Source organism: Spirosoma sp. 209 (genome assembly GCF_002006735.1).
Classification (GTDB): Bacteria; Bacteroidota; Bacteroidia; order Cytophagales; family Spirosomataceae; genus Spirosoma; species Spirosoma sordidisoli.
The window spans coordinates 185,395-202,204 of the sequence record NZ_MVEC01000006.1 but is presented as its reverse complement, the minus strand read 5'-3'; the positions used below and the strand labels follow the sequence as shown (position 1 = coordinate 202,204).

Annotated in this window: 9 protein-coding genes; all 9 read right to left on the bottom strand. The window is 53.8% G+C overall.

Features of this window, described 5'->3' with window-relative positions; translation table 11 throughout:
• Positions 1–9: 9 nt before the first annotated feature.
• Positions 10–1,617 (bottom strand): glycoside hydrolase 43 family protein, encoded by a 1,608-nt coding sequence (locus tag B1C80_RS11885; protein ID WP_139361644.1) that lies wholly within the window; start codon positions 1,615–1,617, stop codon positions 10–12.
• Between the two features lie 66 nt (positions 1,618–1,683).
• Positions 1,684–2,202 carry a VOC family protein gene (locus B1C80_RS11880; RefSeq protein WP_077921736.1) on the bottom strand — a complete coding sequence of 173 codons (519 nt, stop codon included), beginning with the start codon at positions 2,200–2,202 and terminating at the stop codon, positions 1,684–1,686.
• Positions 2,203–2,234: 32 nt separating this feature from the next.
• Entirely contained in the window at positions 2,235–4,517 is a 2,283-nt protein-coding gene (locus B1C80_RS11875) for a glycoside hydrolase family 127 protein (RefSeq protein WP_077921313.1), read from the bottom strand.
• Between the two features lie 60 nt (positions 4,518–4,577).
• The gene (locus B1C80_RS11870; RefSeq protein WP_077921735.1) at positions 4,578–6,254 is read right to left on the bottom strand and encodes a glycoside hydrolase family 43 protein; all 1,677 of its coding nucleotides are present in this window, start codon (positions 6,252–6,254) and stop codon (positions 4,578–4,580) included.
• A gap of 106 nt (positions 6,255–6,360) precedes the next feature.
• A complete protein-coding gene (locus tag B1C80_RS11865) occupies positions 6,361–8,826 on the bottom strand; it encodes a glycoside hydrolase N-terminal domain-containing protein (protein ID WP_077921312.1) in 2,466 nt (821 codons plus the stop codon).
• A 164-nt stretch (positions 8,827–8,990) separates the two neighbouring features.
• Positions 8,991–10,805: a RagB/SusD family nutrient uptake outer membrane protein gene (locus B1C80_RS11860; RefSeq protein ID WP_077921311.1), complete on the bottom strand. Its 1,815-nt coding sequence runs from the start codon at positions 10,803–10,805 to the stop codon at positions 8,991–8,993.
• 14 nt (positions 10,806–10,819) lie between these two features.
• Entirely contained in the window at positions 10,820–14,278 is a 3,459-nt protein-coding gene (locus B1C80_RS11855) for a TonB-dependent receptor (protein ID WP_369822698.1), read from the bottom strand.
• A 217-nt stretch (positions 14,279–14,495) separates the two neighbouring features.
• Positions 14,496–15,566: a FecR family protein gene (locus B1C80_RS11850; protein WP_077921309.1), complete on the bottom strand. Its 1,071-nt coding sequence runs from the start codon at positions 15,564–15,566 to the stop codon at positions 14,496–14,498.
• 57 nt (positions 15,567–15,623) lie between these two features.
• Positions 15,624–16,220 (bottom strand): RNA polymerase sigma factor, encoded by a 597-nt coding sequence (locus B1C80_RS11845; RefSeq protein WP_077921308.1) that lies wholly within the window; start codon positions 16,218–16,220, stop codon positions 15,624–15,626.
• Between the last annotated feature and the right edge of the window lie 590 nt (positions 16,221–16,810).

The window sequence follows — 16,810 nt, the reverse complement described above, 5'->3', positions numbered from 1 at the left end:
GGGAGTGGGTTATTGCTTTTGGACCAGTTTGTCGCTGATCCGGAAGTAATCGAAGTCGGCGAAACCGCCCGTTTGTGGTCGGACCCCCGAAGCGGTGGCGTAATTGAACAGGCCGAATCGATAGCCCATAAAGTGCGGAATGGTGTACGGCATTTTCAACGGGTCGCCAATGGCCGTCCACGTCTTGCCGTCGAGGCTATAGAAGAAGTGAGCGGTGTCTTTGCGGTCGCGGAAATCACATTCGGCTTTCAGATAGACCGTGTTCTGGCCCAGCGGCACGCGCTGCACCTCCACCGGCTTACCCGAACTGGCGCTGACCATCACAATGGCTTTCGCACCGTTCTCCATTTTCACGCCCACCAGCCCGTAGTTCTTTTGCAGCAGACTCAAGCCGGCAAAATCACCATCGTTCAGGTTCGACACATCCAGCATTGTCGACCCGGTCGATTCGGGGCCAATGGTCCGCTGGGTCAGCGTGTTGCGGGCCATCACGAAGGAGGTATCAGTGCGGCCGGTTTTCAGGCGCAGAAACCCTTTCCGTTCCGATACCGACCAGAGGCTGTTGTCGGGGTTATGGTTCCACTGCCACACCAGCGGCAGGGCGGGGTCGCCTTTTTTGCGGGTGAACTCGTCGGAGTTTACGATGCCGGGGATCAGGCCTTTGCTGGCGGGTAGGTTGAGCGTTTGGGGCACTTTGCCGGTTTCGCCCAGTACGGGCCAGCCGTCTTTCCACTCGACGGGCACCAGATACGGAATGCGACCTACTCCGCCGAAGTCGCGAAACAGGTACGAAAACCACTTCCCATCGGGCGTGTCGATCAATCCGCCCTGCGCCACGCCCAGATCCTGCAAGGCCACACGCCCTTCCCACGGACCGGTGATCTTGTCGGCGCGGTGGATGATGACTGTCCGCATGCCGCCACGTGGCCACGAAATATTGAAGAGGTAGTATTTGCCTTTCACCTTGAAGAGTTGCGACCCTTCCGCTGGTAGGCCACCACCCGTACCGGAGGGTGCACTGGCGTTTTCAATGATGACCTGCTCGGTGGTGCCGGGTTTTACCCCAGTAGCATCGGCGGTAAGTTCAACCAGTCGGAGTTTACCCGCGCCGTAGATCAGGTACGTTCGGCCGTCATCATCGAAAAACAGGCTGTGGTCGTGGTACGACGGCTTGAACGACACTTCTTTCCACGGGCCTTTTTCGATATTTTTCGTGGTGTAGATGTGAGTTCGGCCGCTGGTCTGCGCGAAGGTCGTTGCGTAGTAAAGTCCGTTGTGGTAACGCAGGCTGCTGGCCCACGACCCGCGCCCGTAGGTGCTTTTGCCGTTGTTCAGGCTCATCGCGTCTACTGTCGTCAGCGTATCGTACGCGTAGCTGACCAGCTGCCAGTTGATCAGGTCGTTCGACTTCATGATGGGCAAGCCCGGACTCAGGTGCATGGTGGTGCTGCTCATGTAGTAGGTGTTGCCTACCCGGATCATGGCCATGTCGGGCACGTCGGCAAAAATGACCGGGTTTTGGGCCGTTTGGGCAATTGCCATAGCCTGGGTTAGCAACAACGCAATCGTCAAAGACAGGAGTAGCAGTTGCTGGTGCAGTCGGTTGATAATGAGCATTCTAATGATAGTTTTCGCTACTATATTTTTTCGTTCAGGTCCTGACGTCGGAATGACAAAAAATGGCTACTGAAGCGGCCCGATCAACTCGATGAAATTACCATCGGGGTCCTGCACGAAAACGAAGTGTGCTTTGGCGTTCAGGGGTGTGGGCGTGCTACCCAGAAACTTCACCTTCATCTGCGTCAGCCGGTCGATGATGGGTTGAAGGGCTTTTACCTGAATGGTGATATACTGCATACCCGTATCGTCCTGGATGTAGGTGGGTTTCGGGTGCGACGCTTTTTTACCGAAGCTCATCAGTTTCCAGTCGGTGGCTTCGGGGCTGTTTTCGAGTTTCAGGATGGTTACGTTCGTGGCTACACCATTGGTCAGGCCGGAGCGCTTGCCGAAGTCTTCGTTGATGGTGAAGCTGCCGGTTTTGACCATGCCGATGCCATTGACATAGAAGTCCACCGAGCGGTCAATATCAGCGACGACAACTCCTACGCCGATGGTTTTGCTGGTGAAGTTGGATTGCCCAAAGGATGGTAAAGCACATCCAATGATGAATAGTGTTATTTTGACACATTTACGGGCAAGCATTGTTGTTTTGTTCTTTTTGACAAGAAACATGGTTAGTTCGTTATGAGTCTGATTTGGTGAAAGCGCGGAGTATTTGTTCCGGTGGTAGCTATAATTTTTATCGTAATCGCTTCAGTATCATCTGCGTTTAATCGGATCGTTTTCCCGTCGGCAGAAAGAATCTGGGCCGTTTTTTCGTTGATCAGAAAGCGTACTGTCTCCGGCTTTATAGTATCTAAAGCACGAATGTCGATGTACTTACCCGCCCGGTTTTTGTTTTGCAACTGGTAGCTGATAGAGGATCGGGTACGTCGCCAGAACTGCTCGTCGTCGTAGCCCGAATCGCTCTTTTCACCTTTATACTGGTGATCGACTTCGGGCTGCTGTTCCCCGCAATTCACCTTGTCAATGGTTAGTGCTTCAAGGGCAAGCGCTTCGGCTTCCTGTTGTTTCAACCTGGCTCTCTGCTCATCATAGGCCGCCTGGGTAAACGTCTGAAAATACATCTGGTATCGGGCGTCGTGCACCTCGTAGAACGGTTGCAGCGTCAGCGAGTCCAGGCTAAAATGTAGGTTCTTACCCGGTTTCAGGCGCTTCAGGTACGTTGTTGGCTCACCTACCAGCGCGTAGGCGTTGGTGATCGGGTACAATTTGCCTTTTGTTTCGTGGCCCATCCGGCTATCGTCGGCAAAAAGACCCGTCAGGTCGGCGGTAGAGGTTTTAGCGGCCAGCACAATGGGACCGTTTACGAAGGCCGCCCAGTTCGAGCCATCGGGCAAATATTCCAGCCGTGTCGAGGTATTGAAACGGACCGTCACTTTATCGCCCGACTTCCATTTCCGACGAACGGCCACGTAGCTGGCCGGTTTCGCATCGACCGGCTGTTCTTTGCCGTTCACCAGAACGACCAGGTTTTCGGCCCATTTTGGGTAACGGATGTTCAATGAAAACTCCTGTGGTTTTGTTGTCTCGATGAGTAATTCAGCCCCGTTTTCGTATGGGAAATCGGTGCGCTGGGTCAGCTTGACGGATTTGTCGGTCCAGTTCACCGTTGATGGAATGAACAGGTTCACGAACAGGTCATTAGCCGAGTGGCTGTAGATCAGCTCGCCGTACTTGGTGTGGTTCTCAATGCCCGATCCCACGCAGCACCACATGCTGGTTTCGGGCTGCGAATACACCCGGTAATGGTTGGGCCGAATGGGGGTGAAATATACGAACCCACCTGTTGAGGGGTGCTGACTCGACAGAATGTGGTTGTAGAGCGTCCGTTCGTAGAAATCAACGTAGCTGACGTCATTTTTGTCCAGAAACAGGGCTTTACTCAGCCGCAGCATGTTGAACGAGTTGCAGGTTTCCGGCCCCTGATTCGACTTCAACACCTGGCTGAAATCCGTGGTCGGGTTGAAATGCTCCCGTACGCTGTTTCCGCCGAAAGCCACACTGCGCGTCTGCGATACGTTTTGCCAGAAGTATTGGGCCGCTTCCGACCAGTCGTTTTTACCCGTCAGCGTAGCGATCTTCTCGAACCCGATCACTTTCGGAATCTGGGTGTTGGCGTGTAATCCGGTTAGTTTATCCTGCTTCGCCATCAGCGGTTCCAGAATGGCCCGATGCGAAATCCGCTGCGCCGTTTCGAGGTATTTCTGGTCTTTCGTCAGGATATAGAGATCCGCGAACGTTTCGTTGATGCCGCCGTGTTCGGTGCGCAACACTTGCTGAATCTGCTCGTCGGACAGGGGTTTGATCAGCTCAACAAACCAGTCGCCCAAGCCGATTAGTACCTGTTTGGCTTGTTTGTTTCCGGCGTACTCATAGGCATCGCGCAGGCCCGCAAACAGCTTGTGAATGTTGTAGAGCGGTACCCAGGTGTTATTAAGTCCGAAGCTGCTGCCGTCGATGTCGCCTTTGTGAATCCGCTCCCAGAACACCTTGCCCTGCGGAATACCGCCCACGTAGCCGTTACCATTTTTGGCCTGACACTGTGCCAGTTGATCGACCATGTAATCGAGTCGTTTTTTCAGCTCGGCATCCCCGGTCGAGGCATACAGCATGGCCAGCGCCGACAGGTAGTGCCCACCAATGTGCCCGTCCAGCCCCGAGCTTTCCCAGTTACCATATCGTGGCGCTTTTACCGGCAAGCCAGCGTCGATCAGGTACGGTGTCAGCAGTTTATCCGGGTTCAGGGCCAGGATATACCGCTGGTCAACATCCTGCGCATTTTTGAATGGTCCGCCCGTCAGCCTAACGTTCTGCAAGGCGAACGGTTGCATCTGCGCCAGTGCTGAAACGCTGGTCAGCAGGAGGAGGGCGATATGGAGTAGGGTCGTTTTCAATAGTAACGTTGTTTTTCTTTTGTCATCCCGGCGGCCCGGTCCTGACGTCGGGATGACAAATTACTTCTTATACATCGGGTCGTCGCCTTTGTAGGCCAGGTACTTGAACGATGCCGAATTTTCGGATTTTTCGCCTGATGATGTGGCATATAGACCGTATACGCAGCCAATGAAGCTGTTGGCCGCTTTCGTGCTCAAAAACTTGCCGTCAACCTGGTCTTTCAACAGGTTCCAGTTTTTTCCATCAGTCGAGTAGTAAAAACTGTACAAGGCCCCTTCCGACTGTATTTTGACATTTAGTTTCGCAGCAGATGAATTCAGAGGGGCTTCAGTTACCAGTTCCAGCGTTTTGTCTTTGCTCTTGAACAATTGAATCACGTCTTTGCCTTCCTTTTTTGATTTGGCCGCGAAGTAAAAATGACGTTCATCCTGAAAGATCACCAAACCTGCTTTCTCATTGTCTGACTTGGGCGAGAAGCTCAGTTCTGTCTCGGCGGTGCTGTACAAGTGTTGCTGACGCTTGCCCACAAACGAAGGATTTCCTGCTTCTGAAATTGTTTCGGGTTTGAGGGTAAGTGTCAGTCCATTGGCCTTCGACGTTTTAAACGAACTGCTATCAACCGTTCTCAAAAAAAGCATCGACAGATCGAGCCCTTTGTCGAACGTCATCGTATACGCGAAGTTGCCGCTTTGCGGCAAAGCCCCTTTCTGCTTTACCTCCTTAATGTTGGTTTTGTATTGGTATTCAATGGCCTTTTCGCCGTGTTCGATCATCGGCCAGTCGTTTACCCACGTCAGCGGAGCGATGAACATTTCACGGCCTGTATTGTAATAATCGCCTTCGTAGGGGCGTACCGCCAGGAAAATCGAATACCAGTTGCCATCGGGACCTTCGATAAATTGAGCGTGCCCCGCCGACGTAATCGGGTTGGGTCGGTCGGCCGGTAAGCCTCGTTGCGTCAGCACCGGATTGCCTTCGAATGGTACGTAAGGCCCCCAAACATCCCGGCTGCGCAAGGCCACCTGCGAGTGATTCACGGAGGTTCCGCCCTCGGCCGCATACAGAATGTACCAGCCGTTACGCTTAAAAATGTGGGGTCCTTCGATCCAAACGGGTTTTTTCGAGAGGTCTACACCACCATTTACCAACTGTTTTTCTTCGCCGACAACGGTCAAATTCTTATAATCGAACTCGTACATCCGGATGGTGCGGTGGCCCGAGTACAGGGGTTTGCGGTCGGGCGCATCGCTGTTGTAAATGATGTAGGCTTTGTCGGTTTCTTCATCGAAATAAATGGACGGGTCAATCCCGCGTACCTGCGGAATTTTCACCGGATTGCTGTAGGGACCCGCCGGGTTTTTGGACGTCACGACAAAATTTCCATCATGGTCGATATCCGTACACGTCACATAGTAGGTCCCTTTGTAATACGCGATGGCTGGGGCAAATAACCCGCGGGTCATCCGCTCGCCCATGAACTCCATTTGCGAAGGCCGGTTGATCACATTGCCGATTTGCTTCCAGTTTTTCAGGTCGCGGCTGTGCATGATGGGCAAACCCGGGAAATACGAAAACGTAGAATGCACCGAATAATAATCAGGCCCCACCCGAACAATGCTCGGATCGGGGTAAAAACCGGTCAGGACGGGGTTGGTCAGGGTGGTCTGCGCCGATGCGATGTGGCTGGACATAAAACAGCACAGAATCAGGGCAAAAGAGGCAATATATCTTTCCATCAATGATTTGATTTTCACGTTTTTAATGACTGTTTTGTCGTTCGCTTTTTTTGTCATCCCGACCGGTCCGCCGGTGCGGCAGGAGTAATGACAAAAAACAAAAAGTTTACTGCCCCACCAGTGAATACACTTTCCCCGGCTGAGTGGCTATGTCATACAGCCTGGTTTCTTTCAGTACGGGTGCTGTCAGGCTAGCGTTGGCGGCAATGATGGGTGTAGGCGTGGTCTCAACCGCGTAAAATGGGTTGCTATTCGGACCGGATGCCTGTTTTAACGTTACGTCTTTGCCCGCTTTCAGCGCGTTGGGCGTACGTACGCGCAGGTTACCGCCCAGGTTAGACTTTATATCGAGCTTCGTCAGCTTGCCTTCTTTCCACTCCATATTAACCACCTCGAAGCCACCGATTGCCCGTATTCCTTTGATGCTACCGGTCGGCCATACGTCGGGCAGGGCGGGCAGGAGGTGAACGGCTCCGTCGGCGCTTTGCATGAGCATTTCGGTGATGCCCGACGTACAGCCAAAGTTGCCATCGATCTGAAAGGGTGGATGCGCGTCGAACAGGTTGTTGTACGTGCCTCCACCCCCGGCTTCCTTGTTAGCGCCAAGTGGCGTCAGTTGATTCTGAATCAGCGTGTAGGCATGGTTACCGTCCTGCAAACGTGCCCACCAGTTCACTTTCCAGCCCATACTCCAGCCCGTCGACACATCGCCCCGATGAATCAGGGTTGTTTTGGCCGCATTGTACAGGCCGGGCGTGCGGGAAGCCGAGATCTGATTGGATGGAAACAGGCCGTACAGATGTGAAATATGGCGGTGTTTGTCGTTGGGGTCGTCAATATCTTCCAGCCACTCCTGCAATTGCCCATGCTGGCCGATGTGCATGGGTGGCAGTTTGCTGCGCATCAGCTTCAGCGTATCGACAAAAGCGGCATCCTGTTTCAGCAGTTCGGCCGCCCGGATGGTGGTCGTGAAAACGTCGAATGCAATCTGGTTATCCATGGTCGTACCCGCATCGAGCGATGAGCCACCATGGGCCTGCGGTGCGTTTTCGGGCGAACTGCCGGGATTTACGACCAGCCAGTGGTATTTCGGATGCTCCACCAGAAAGTCCACATAAAATGTGGCGGCTCCTTTCAGGATCGGGTAAACCGTGGCCAGATAAGCTTTGTCGCCATTGTAGAGGTAATGCTCCCAGAGGTGTTGACTCGTCCAGCCGCCACCGGCCACCCACATGCCCCAGAAGGCCCCGTCGATAGCGCCCGTTGCCCGCCAGATGTCGGTGTTGTGGTGAGCCATCCAGCCGCGGGCGCCGTACATGACCCGCGCCGTTTCCTGACCGGTCTCCGACAGGTCGCGTACCATCCGTAAAAACGGCTCGTGCAACTCGGCCAGGTTGGTTTTCTCGGCGGGCCAGTAGTTCATCTGGGCGTTGATGTTGATGGTGTACTTGCTGTCCCAGGGGGGGCGCATCCTGTTGTTCCAGATGCCTTGCAGGTTAGCGGGCTGACCCGTAGGCTGCGACGACGAAATCAGCAGGTAACGGCCGTACTGGTAATAGAGCGTGACGAGTTGGGGGTCATTGACTGATCGGAAATTCGTTAGTCGTTCGTCGGTTGGCAGGTTGGCGGCTTCGGTTAAGCCAAGGTCCAGCCCCACGCGGTTGAAGTATTTTTGGTACGCGGCTACGTGTGATGTCAGAATAGCCGCGTAGGGTTTGGGATAGGCTTTGTTGAGGTACGTTTCTGCCCGGGCGTTTTCGTCGCCACTGAGGTCTTTGTAGTTGTTGAAGTTGGTGGCTACTGACAGATAAATGGTGGCAGCACTGGCGCCCTGCACCGTGAGGGAGGTGTCGGTGGTTGCGAGCGAGCCGCCTTCGGTTTTTATCCGGGCAATGCCTTTGAACCTGACCATACCTTTGACCCCATCGTGATCCGATGTGACGCCGGCAATGGTCAGGTCGCGGGCTGCGTTAACGGTAATCTTCGCGTTAACTTGAGGAGTGGAGTAAGAAGCGGAAAACGACAGCCGGCCCGGTTGGCTGGCGGTCAGCCGCATAACAAGTACCTGATCGGGGAACGAAGCCAGCACTTCGCGGGTGTAGGTTACCCCATTTACCGTATACGATGTGCTGGCAACGGCTCGGGCTATATCCAGATCCCGGTAATAATTAGTAAAGTTTTCGTGTCCGTTGAAGGTAAGGTGCAGATTACCAACCGGCTGAAACATTTGTCCGTGCGACTTTTTGGTAATCATCGCCTTGTTAGCCAGTTGTTCCGCTTCTTTCTGTTTCCCTTCGAAGATCAACCGACGAACCTCTGGCAGAGCCGTCAGCGCATCCGGATTGTCGTTGCGGTTGGGGCTTCCGCTCCAGACCGTGTGCTCATTGAGTTGTATGGTTTCCCGGACTACGTTACCATATACCATTGCTCCCAGACGGCCATTACCGACTGGTAAGGCATTTTCCCAGGTCTGGCCCGACGGCTTGTTGTACCAGAGTTTGAGCGCTGAACTGGTCTGCGAAAAGACCTGGATCGGTAGGGCCAGCAGAAGCAAGCAAAGAAAGTGTCTCATCTAAAACGCACTAAAAGGGGTAGATTCGATGGCCTCGATGGCGAACGGATGGTATGCGGCCTGCCAAAGTTACCAGCAAAAACGACAGACCAACTACCCAAAAACAAGATGAAAGAGGACTAAAATAGCCTCTTCCATCTGATACTACTGCTACTTGTAAAAATTTAGTAGCCAGGGTTTTGCGGGAATTTAGGTCCTTCAACAACCCGGTCTATCTGTGTCTGGGGAATTGGCCGAAGCATATGGTAGTCCTTGATGTTGGCAGCCGCTTCGGGGTTCCAGGCCTGCACCCGGCGTACCAGCGAACGTGTCCGGACCAGATCATGCCACCGTTGCCATTCGCCGAAGAACTCCCGGCTGCGTTCGTCCAGGATGAAATCGACCGTAACGTCAGCGGGGGTGATGGTCAGGGCCGTAGCTGCGGCTGCGTTCTGGGCGGCTGTGTTGGTCTTTTTAAAGGCCGCCCGCTGCCGTACTACATTGATCAGTGCCGCTGCCCGGGTAGGGTCATTGGCTTTGAGGTAGGCTTCGGCTCCCGTCAGGTACACATCCGAAAAGCGGTATAAAACAACAGGACGGGTCGAGGGATCGTTGAAGTTAGCCCCGCGACTGGGGTCCATAAACTTCTTCAGCGCCGGGAAGATACCATTGTTCCACAGGCTGGGCGGTACAACAATGCCTTTGAAGGGTCTGGTGCCGACAAACTGGGGAGCACCCGCCACTTCAAAATCGGGCAGCCACACGGCCGTATCGGCGCCAACCACGGTTGTATACCCAATACCCCGTCTGTTGTTGGCGGCTGTAGGGGTGTTGGTAACCGACGTGTTGGCGATGTAGACCGTCGTGAACGAATTGGCAAAGCGGGTATCGATGTTCCGGTTCGTGAAGGCCTGATCGAGAAAATAGCTCTTACCCGTGTTGGGCCCCGTTTTCAGCCTGTCGGTGTTGGGCCGCATCCGAACGTAGGGACGGCCGTACTGGGAGTCGCGGATCATACCGGAGGTGCCGCTGTTGACCAGCGTACCGGCGGCATTGACGAACGAGTTGACACCGCTGTTGTTGGGGTAGTTCCAGGTCGTGAACCAGGGCGTCAGGTTTTGGGCGGCACCGCCACTGGCACCCGCGCCGACCTGATAGTACCCAAACTTCGGGTCGAGCACGTGATCGCTCACAAACATGGTTTCTTTGCCGTAGTCGTTGGCCGGCACGAAGGCATCGCCATAATCGGCCCACAGGTCGAGCCCGTAGGTGGCTTTGTTGGCAATGATATCGGCGCAGATGGTAGCCGCCTGGGTGAAGTCGGCCGCCGTATTGTTGAGCCATCCACGGGTCAGGTACACTTTGGCCAGCAGCAGCTGCGCTACGGGTTTGGTGGCGGCTTTACCCAGGAACGGCGCCGTTGGTGTGTTGGGCAGGTCGGCAGCAGCCTCGGTCAGGTCTTTGATGATCTGAGCGTACACGTCGGCGGCTGGCTGACGGGAAGCGGCCTGCGAAGGCACCGTAATAAAGGTGGTGCTGAGCGGCACATCGCCCCAGGTCTGTACCAGATAGAAATACCAGAATCCGCGTAGAAACTTGGCCTGGGCCAGATACTGACGGCGGGTGGCTTCCGGCAAATCGATGGTAGCACCGTACTGCAATACGCCGTTCAGCGTGTTGATATCCTGAAAAGCCACGCCCCAGGCCGAGCCAAAATTACTCCCGTTCAGACCGTTGTAGGTGTAGGCAGGTCCCCCGCCCGAGCTGGCGCCCTGCAAAAAATCATCGGTACCGGCCTGCATCTCAACGGTAAACCCTTCGGTACCCCACTGTCCCCGAATGTCGTTGTAGACACCGGCAATACCACCCAGCACCCCCGAAGGGCTGTTGAAGTAAGAAGGAACAATTTGCGACTGCGGATTCTCTTCCAGAATCTCTTCGCACCCTGTACTTAATAAAGCCATAAGGCCAAGCAGGGCCCCAACTTTTATCGATTTCATAGGAGTGTCAATGATTAGAATTTAAGGTTTACTCCGGCCGTAAATTGGCGAACCGGCGGGTTGTTGAGGTTTACCGAAATCTGGCGCTCCGGCGTTGCCCGGTTTCCCGCCTGGTCATTCAGCGTTGTCTGACCGCTAGCGTAGCCGTTCCCTTCCGGATCGATAGCCAGATTATCACGAACCAGGGGCGAATACAGGATAAGCGGGTTGGTGGCGTTTATGTAAAGCCGGGCCGAACTGGCACCCACCTTTTTGAGCAACTGGCTGGTGAAGGTGTAGCCCAGGTTGATACTTCTGATTTTAACGAACGACCCGTCGTAATAGCCCAGCGTTGATCCAAACCATTGCACAGCACCACCGGCATCCGGCGCCGGGAAGGCGTTGGTCGGGTTGGTATCCGTCCAGTAATCGGTTTTAACCTGGTTTACCCGGCCCTGGTTGAAGAAGGCGAACCCGCCCGAACCCGTCGAGTTACCCGTCAGATACGGCACCACTACTTTCATGCCCATCCGGGCGAAGGTCACAATAGATGCGTCGAAGTTCTTGAAGCTAAACCGGTTCGTAATGCCGCCTTCCCACTTGGGCTGGAAATTGCCCAGAATCTGCCGGTCGGCCGGGTCGATGCGGTTATCACCGTTTACGTCTTCAACCCTGATTTGACCGGGACGCTGGACGGGTACGGTTTGTCTGGCCAACAGGCCGCTTTCCTGATCGGCGGTCTGCCAGATGCCAATCTTCTTGTAATCATAAATGACCGAAAGGGGTTGGCCCACAAACCAGCCGGCGCCAATATTGGACAGTTCGGTTGGTGTGGTGAGCTGGGTGATTTTCTCCCGGTTGAAGAAGTAAATCACGTCGGCACTCCAGTTGAACCCGCCGGGATTTCTGAAAATCTCGAAGGTCAGCGATGTTTCTAAACCCCGGCCTTCTGTGCGGCCCAGGTTTTGCAGGGTCGAGCCGGCACCGTTGCTCGGCGGCAGCGGCACAGAGAGTAGAATATCTTTGGTTTTCTGGAGATACCAGTCAACCGTACCGGTGATCCGGTTGTTGAGGAAGCCAAAGTCAATCCCGATATCGACCTGCGATGTCGACTGCCAGCCCAGGTTGGTAGCAGGCAGGCTGGTAACGGTATAGGCCAGTTGCTGACCGGCCGTACCCAGGCCGAAGTTGTAATAACCCGCCGACAGGGCACCCAGCGTGGCGTAAGCGCCTACGTTCCGGTTGCCGGAGATACCCCAGCCGCCCCGTAGCTTCAGGTTCGAGATAGCCGGAATGGATTTCATAAACCCTTCTTCGATCACGTTCCAGCCCGCGCCAATGGCCGGGTAGTTGAAGTACCGGTTAGCAGGCGACAGGGTCGACGAGCCATCGCGACGCAGGGTAAGGGTTAACAGGTAGCGGTCGTTGTAGCTGTAGTTGGCCCGACCCATGTAGGAAAGCAAACCGGTTTCGGTGAAGTTGTTACCAAAGTCTGAGTTAGCCACCGGCTGGCCCGATGCCAGCGAGAAGTTCGACGTTTTGATGTAATCGGCCGGTACCCCCGTTACCGTAAACCGGCTTCCCAGCGAGTGGTTTTTGGTGATCTCGTACAGACCCGTAACACCCAGTTTGTGCTTCCCAAATGTTTTGTCGTAGTACAGCAGGTGCTGGAGGTTGATATCCCAGAACTCGGTATTGCTGATCTCGGCGTTGGACGACGACTGAACCTGAGCCTGGTTAAAATAGGTAAGCGGGCCATTGTAGCCATTATAGTTGGACTGGCTAAAGTTCAGACCGGCATTGAACCGGTACCGCAGACCGGGCAGGATGTTTACCTCGCCATACAGACTGTTGAACGTTCTCAACGACCGGGTACGCCCCAGATAGGCATCTCGTTTCGTGATGATCGTCAGCGGATTTATGTTAGCCGCATCGATGGACCCTTCCGAAGGAAACAGGTTTACGGTGCCATCCGCATTATAGGGAGAGGCCAGCGGGGTTAACCGAACCAAGCCACCCGGCACGCCACCCCCACCCGGTGTGTTGGTGTAGGTAAGCGTATTGAGGGTATTCAAACCGATCTTGATGCTTTTTCCAAGCCGCTGATCGATGGTGGCCCGGATGGTATAGCGTTCGAATTTCTGGCTGGGAATAATACCCGTCTCGTTGAAATAACCCAGGCCCAGTGAGTACTGGGTGTTGTCAGTACCGCCCTGCATACCCAGCTGGTGGTTGGTGTTGAAGCCGGGCTTATAAATCAAATCCTGCCAGTCGGTCGAAACGCCGGCCGCCAATGCTTCCTGCTCCTTAATCGTCAGCGGGTAGGCTGTGGTGCCCGGAGCCGTGCGGTTGTATTTGGTTGCATCCTGTTTAAACTGGGCGTACTCCTGCCCGTTCATGACGTTGTACTTGTCCATGATGGTCGTTACGCCGTGGTAGCCATCGTAGCTGAAAACCGGTTTCCCGATTTTACCCCGCTTGGTGGTAACCAGAATAACGCCACCCGCACCCCGTGATCCATAAATAGCCGTGGCAGAGGCATCTTTCAGGATTTCCAGATTGGCAATGTCATCGGGGTTGATGTCGTTCAGACCGCCGAACGGTATACCGTCTACCACCACCAGCGGGCCGTCGGCGCCATCACTTGCCGATGCCTGACCGCTGGTTAGCGTGCGGTTACCACGGATACGAATAGATCCCTGGCTACCGGGCGTGGAGCCGTTGCTGACGATGGTTACCCCGGCAGCACGGCCTTTCAGCTGGTTGATCAGGTTGGGAGCCGGTACTTCTTTCAGCGTCGCTTCATTGACCGAAACAACGGAGCCCGTCACGTCGCGTTTGCGCTGCGTACCGTAGCCGACGACCACCACCTCATCCAGCGTTTTGTCATCAGGCGCCATCGTAACGTTGATGGCGTTCTGTGAGCCAACGGTAACCTCCCGGGCGGTGAAGCCCACCAGCGAGAATACCAGCACGGCGTTGGCATCCGGAACGGCCAGCCGGTAATTACCACGTTCGTCGGTGGTAGTACCGCGCGTTGTCGATTTGATCTGGATGTTGACGCCGGGCAGCCCTTCGCCTTTTTCGTCAATAACCCGGCCCGTGATCTGTATATCCTGACTGGTTTCCATCGAGGATTCGCGGGGGGCGTTCTGGGGAAGAACGGGTGCGGTCGCGATTCGCTTGATAACGATCTGCTGACCGGCAACCTCGTAACTTAAATTGAGCGGAGTCAGCAAGCGGTTCAGTACCTGCTGGAGCTGTTCATTCTTGGCCTGGTAGCTCAGTTTGCGTTTCGACTGAATCACTTCCCGGCTAAACAGAAACTGGATTTTTGTCTGTTCCTGGATTCGCCGGATTACCTCTTCCACATCCTGGTTCTGGATGCTCAGGGTAACGCGCCGGTTCAGAATTTCCTGTGCTTTGCCTTTGACCGCGAAGCTTATGTTGACAATAGTAAGCGCCAGCAGAATTTGCAGGCTCGAAACTTTCATTAGCCTGACCCAACCCTGGCGGCTGTTCAACCAGTTATGCATGTTTTTGTGCTTTTAAAGTTGTCGCATGAGATGAAAATGCCTTGGAAGGCGTTGAAATGTGTCTTTTTTACACATTTATCAACAGGGAGTGGAAGTATCTGAATACCACCACCCTGTGAGGTGATAGATAGATTTATTGCATTGGTTTCGGGCTAATTAAGGGTGAATGAATTAATCATTTACAACCGCGACTATGGATGATTACCAGGTTGTCCGTCACGTCGAAAGTAGATTCAGTGGCCAGGCACAGAAGTCGTATTTTTTCCAAAAAGGGTACGTCGTTGAGCTGCCCTGTAAACGTACAGTTGCTAAGCGCAGCCCGGTCGTACTGAATAGGCATGTTATAGCTTTCTTCGAGCCGGTTCAGGATCTCATGTACCGGGGTGTACTCAAAGGTGAATTGCTGTTTGAGGATGCGGTCTGTATTGTCGGCCGACAGCGTTTCGTGCTTTACAAAGTGCTCATGGCTGGTTTTGAGGTTAGCCTCTTCGTTGGCGGTGAGCAGAACCGTTTCGGTAGGCGAGGAGGTAGACGTAACGGTTACCCGGCCGGTTTTTACCTTTACGAAGGAAGCTGCCCCCGGCCTGAAAGCACGCACCTGAAAACTGGTTCCCAGTACTTTGGTGGTTAGGTTGGGCGCATAGACAATGAAGGGTTTTTCCGGATTTTTGGTAACCTCGAAGAAGCCCTCTCCCTGCAGATACACCTCCCGCACCGAACCGCTGTTCTGTTTGCGATAGCGCAGCTGACTACCGGTAGACAGCAGTACCGACGAGCTGTCGGGCAGAATCACGACCAGCGCCTGACCGGTCGAGTTCTTCACCAGTTTCCAGGCGTCCTGTTTTGTAGCCTGTTTGGGCGGGGTATTGGCAACCGACAGCGGATCGAATAGGGGGAAGCCCAGTTGCCACCAGCCGATCAGACCGGCTACGGTAGCCGCAGCTACCCACCGACCCCACTGCCAGTTGCTAAACGGCCGGATCGTAGCCGTTGCGGGAGGCAGCTGCTGAATCACCTGCTCCACGCGGTCTTTTACGGCTTTGTCGGAAATAGTATGCTGTGTGCCCTGCAAAACCAGAAAGGTAGCAACGGCCTGTTCGTAGACTTCCTGGCGATCAGGATGTTCGGCCAGCCAGGTTTTCCAGCGCAGCTGATCCTCGGGTCGTCTTTCCCGCATCCAGACGCGAAAGTCCTCGCTCTGCAAAAAGTCGTCTAAGGTTACCAGGTTCTGGGTTGGCAGGCTCATTGAACTATTCTACTATATTCCTTGATAGTACGAAGAGTCCGGCCGCTCATACCCTTCTCAAAGCAAATTTTTTTGAAAAAAAATCCAACTAATCAGCAGGGCGTGTACGAGCCAGCGTTTCCGGAGTTTGCCAAGCGCTTTCTGGAGAAGATTGGAAACCGACTGCCGGTTTACCTGCATGACCTCAGCAATTTCGGGTACCGATAAATTTTCGTAGAAGCGAAGGTAGAGCACCTCGCGCTCCCGCGCAGGGAGCAGGTCCAGCTGGTTCTGAACACGTTTGGTCAGCAGGCTCAGAGATTCCTGATGAATCAGCAAGGACTCCGAATCGGCCTCTTCTGCTACTGAAGTATCCCAGTCCAGTTCTTCGTACGACACCCGTTTCTGGGTTCTAATATGCTGGATAATGTGGTTGCGGAGTGCTTTGAGCAGATAATGTTTAACCGACTCGGTGTCGCCGATTTGCAGACGGTTTTGCCAGAGTTGTAAGAAAAGCTCCTGTATGCAGTCTTCAACAACGACCTCATCGACCATGAACTTCAGCCCATAGTGTCTCAACACGCGATAGTAGCGCTCGGCTAGTCCACCTAATGCCAGCCTATCGCCTTCACGATACAATTGCCACAAATCTTTGTCGTCGGTATGGGCTAGCATGAATGTTTGGAGATCCCTTACGCCAACTGAACGGGTAAATTTTCCGCTTTCAGTTGTATGGTGAAAATTGAGTTGTACTGTACAGGTTCAGTTCGTGCTTCCAGTGGGTCTATGTGCCTGCCTGTCCGTAGGTACCGGTCAGGTGAGCCGAGTTGGTTAATGGTCGGGTTTGGAGACGGAACCGGCTTTTCATATACCCTGTAGCGGTTATTTCGTAGAAACCGAGACAGATAAGTACCGTGACCTTAATCGGCTCTGTTTCCCTGGTTGTTGAGTATAGAGGCAGATTCCGCAACTACAAAGTAAAAGTATTTTTATATCATTATTAAGTATAAGATTATCTGGATAGTAAGGTTTTTTAACACAACGATATGGAATCCTGATAGCAACTTTCTTTCCTATGTCTGCTTGCATACCTGATGTCGATTCAGTACCGGGTTGGTAAACACTTCATTATGTTCGGGTTAACCACTATAGCAAGGTTATAGAAAGAGATCAGGGCTGTACGATCGGCCATACAAACGAAGGTACTATTTTCTATACCGTGCCCGGCCTATGTCAACCAACCGCTACGAAAGGGTATAACTACT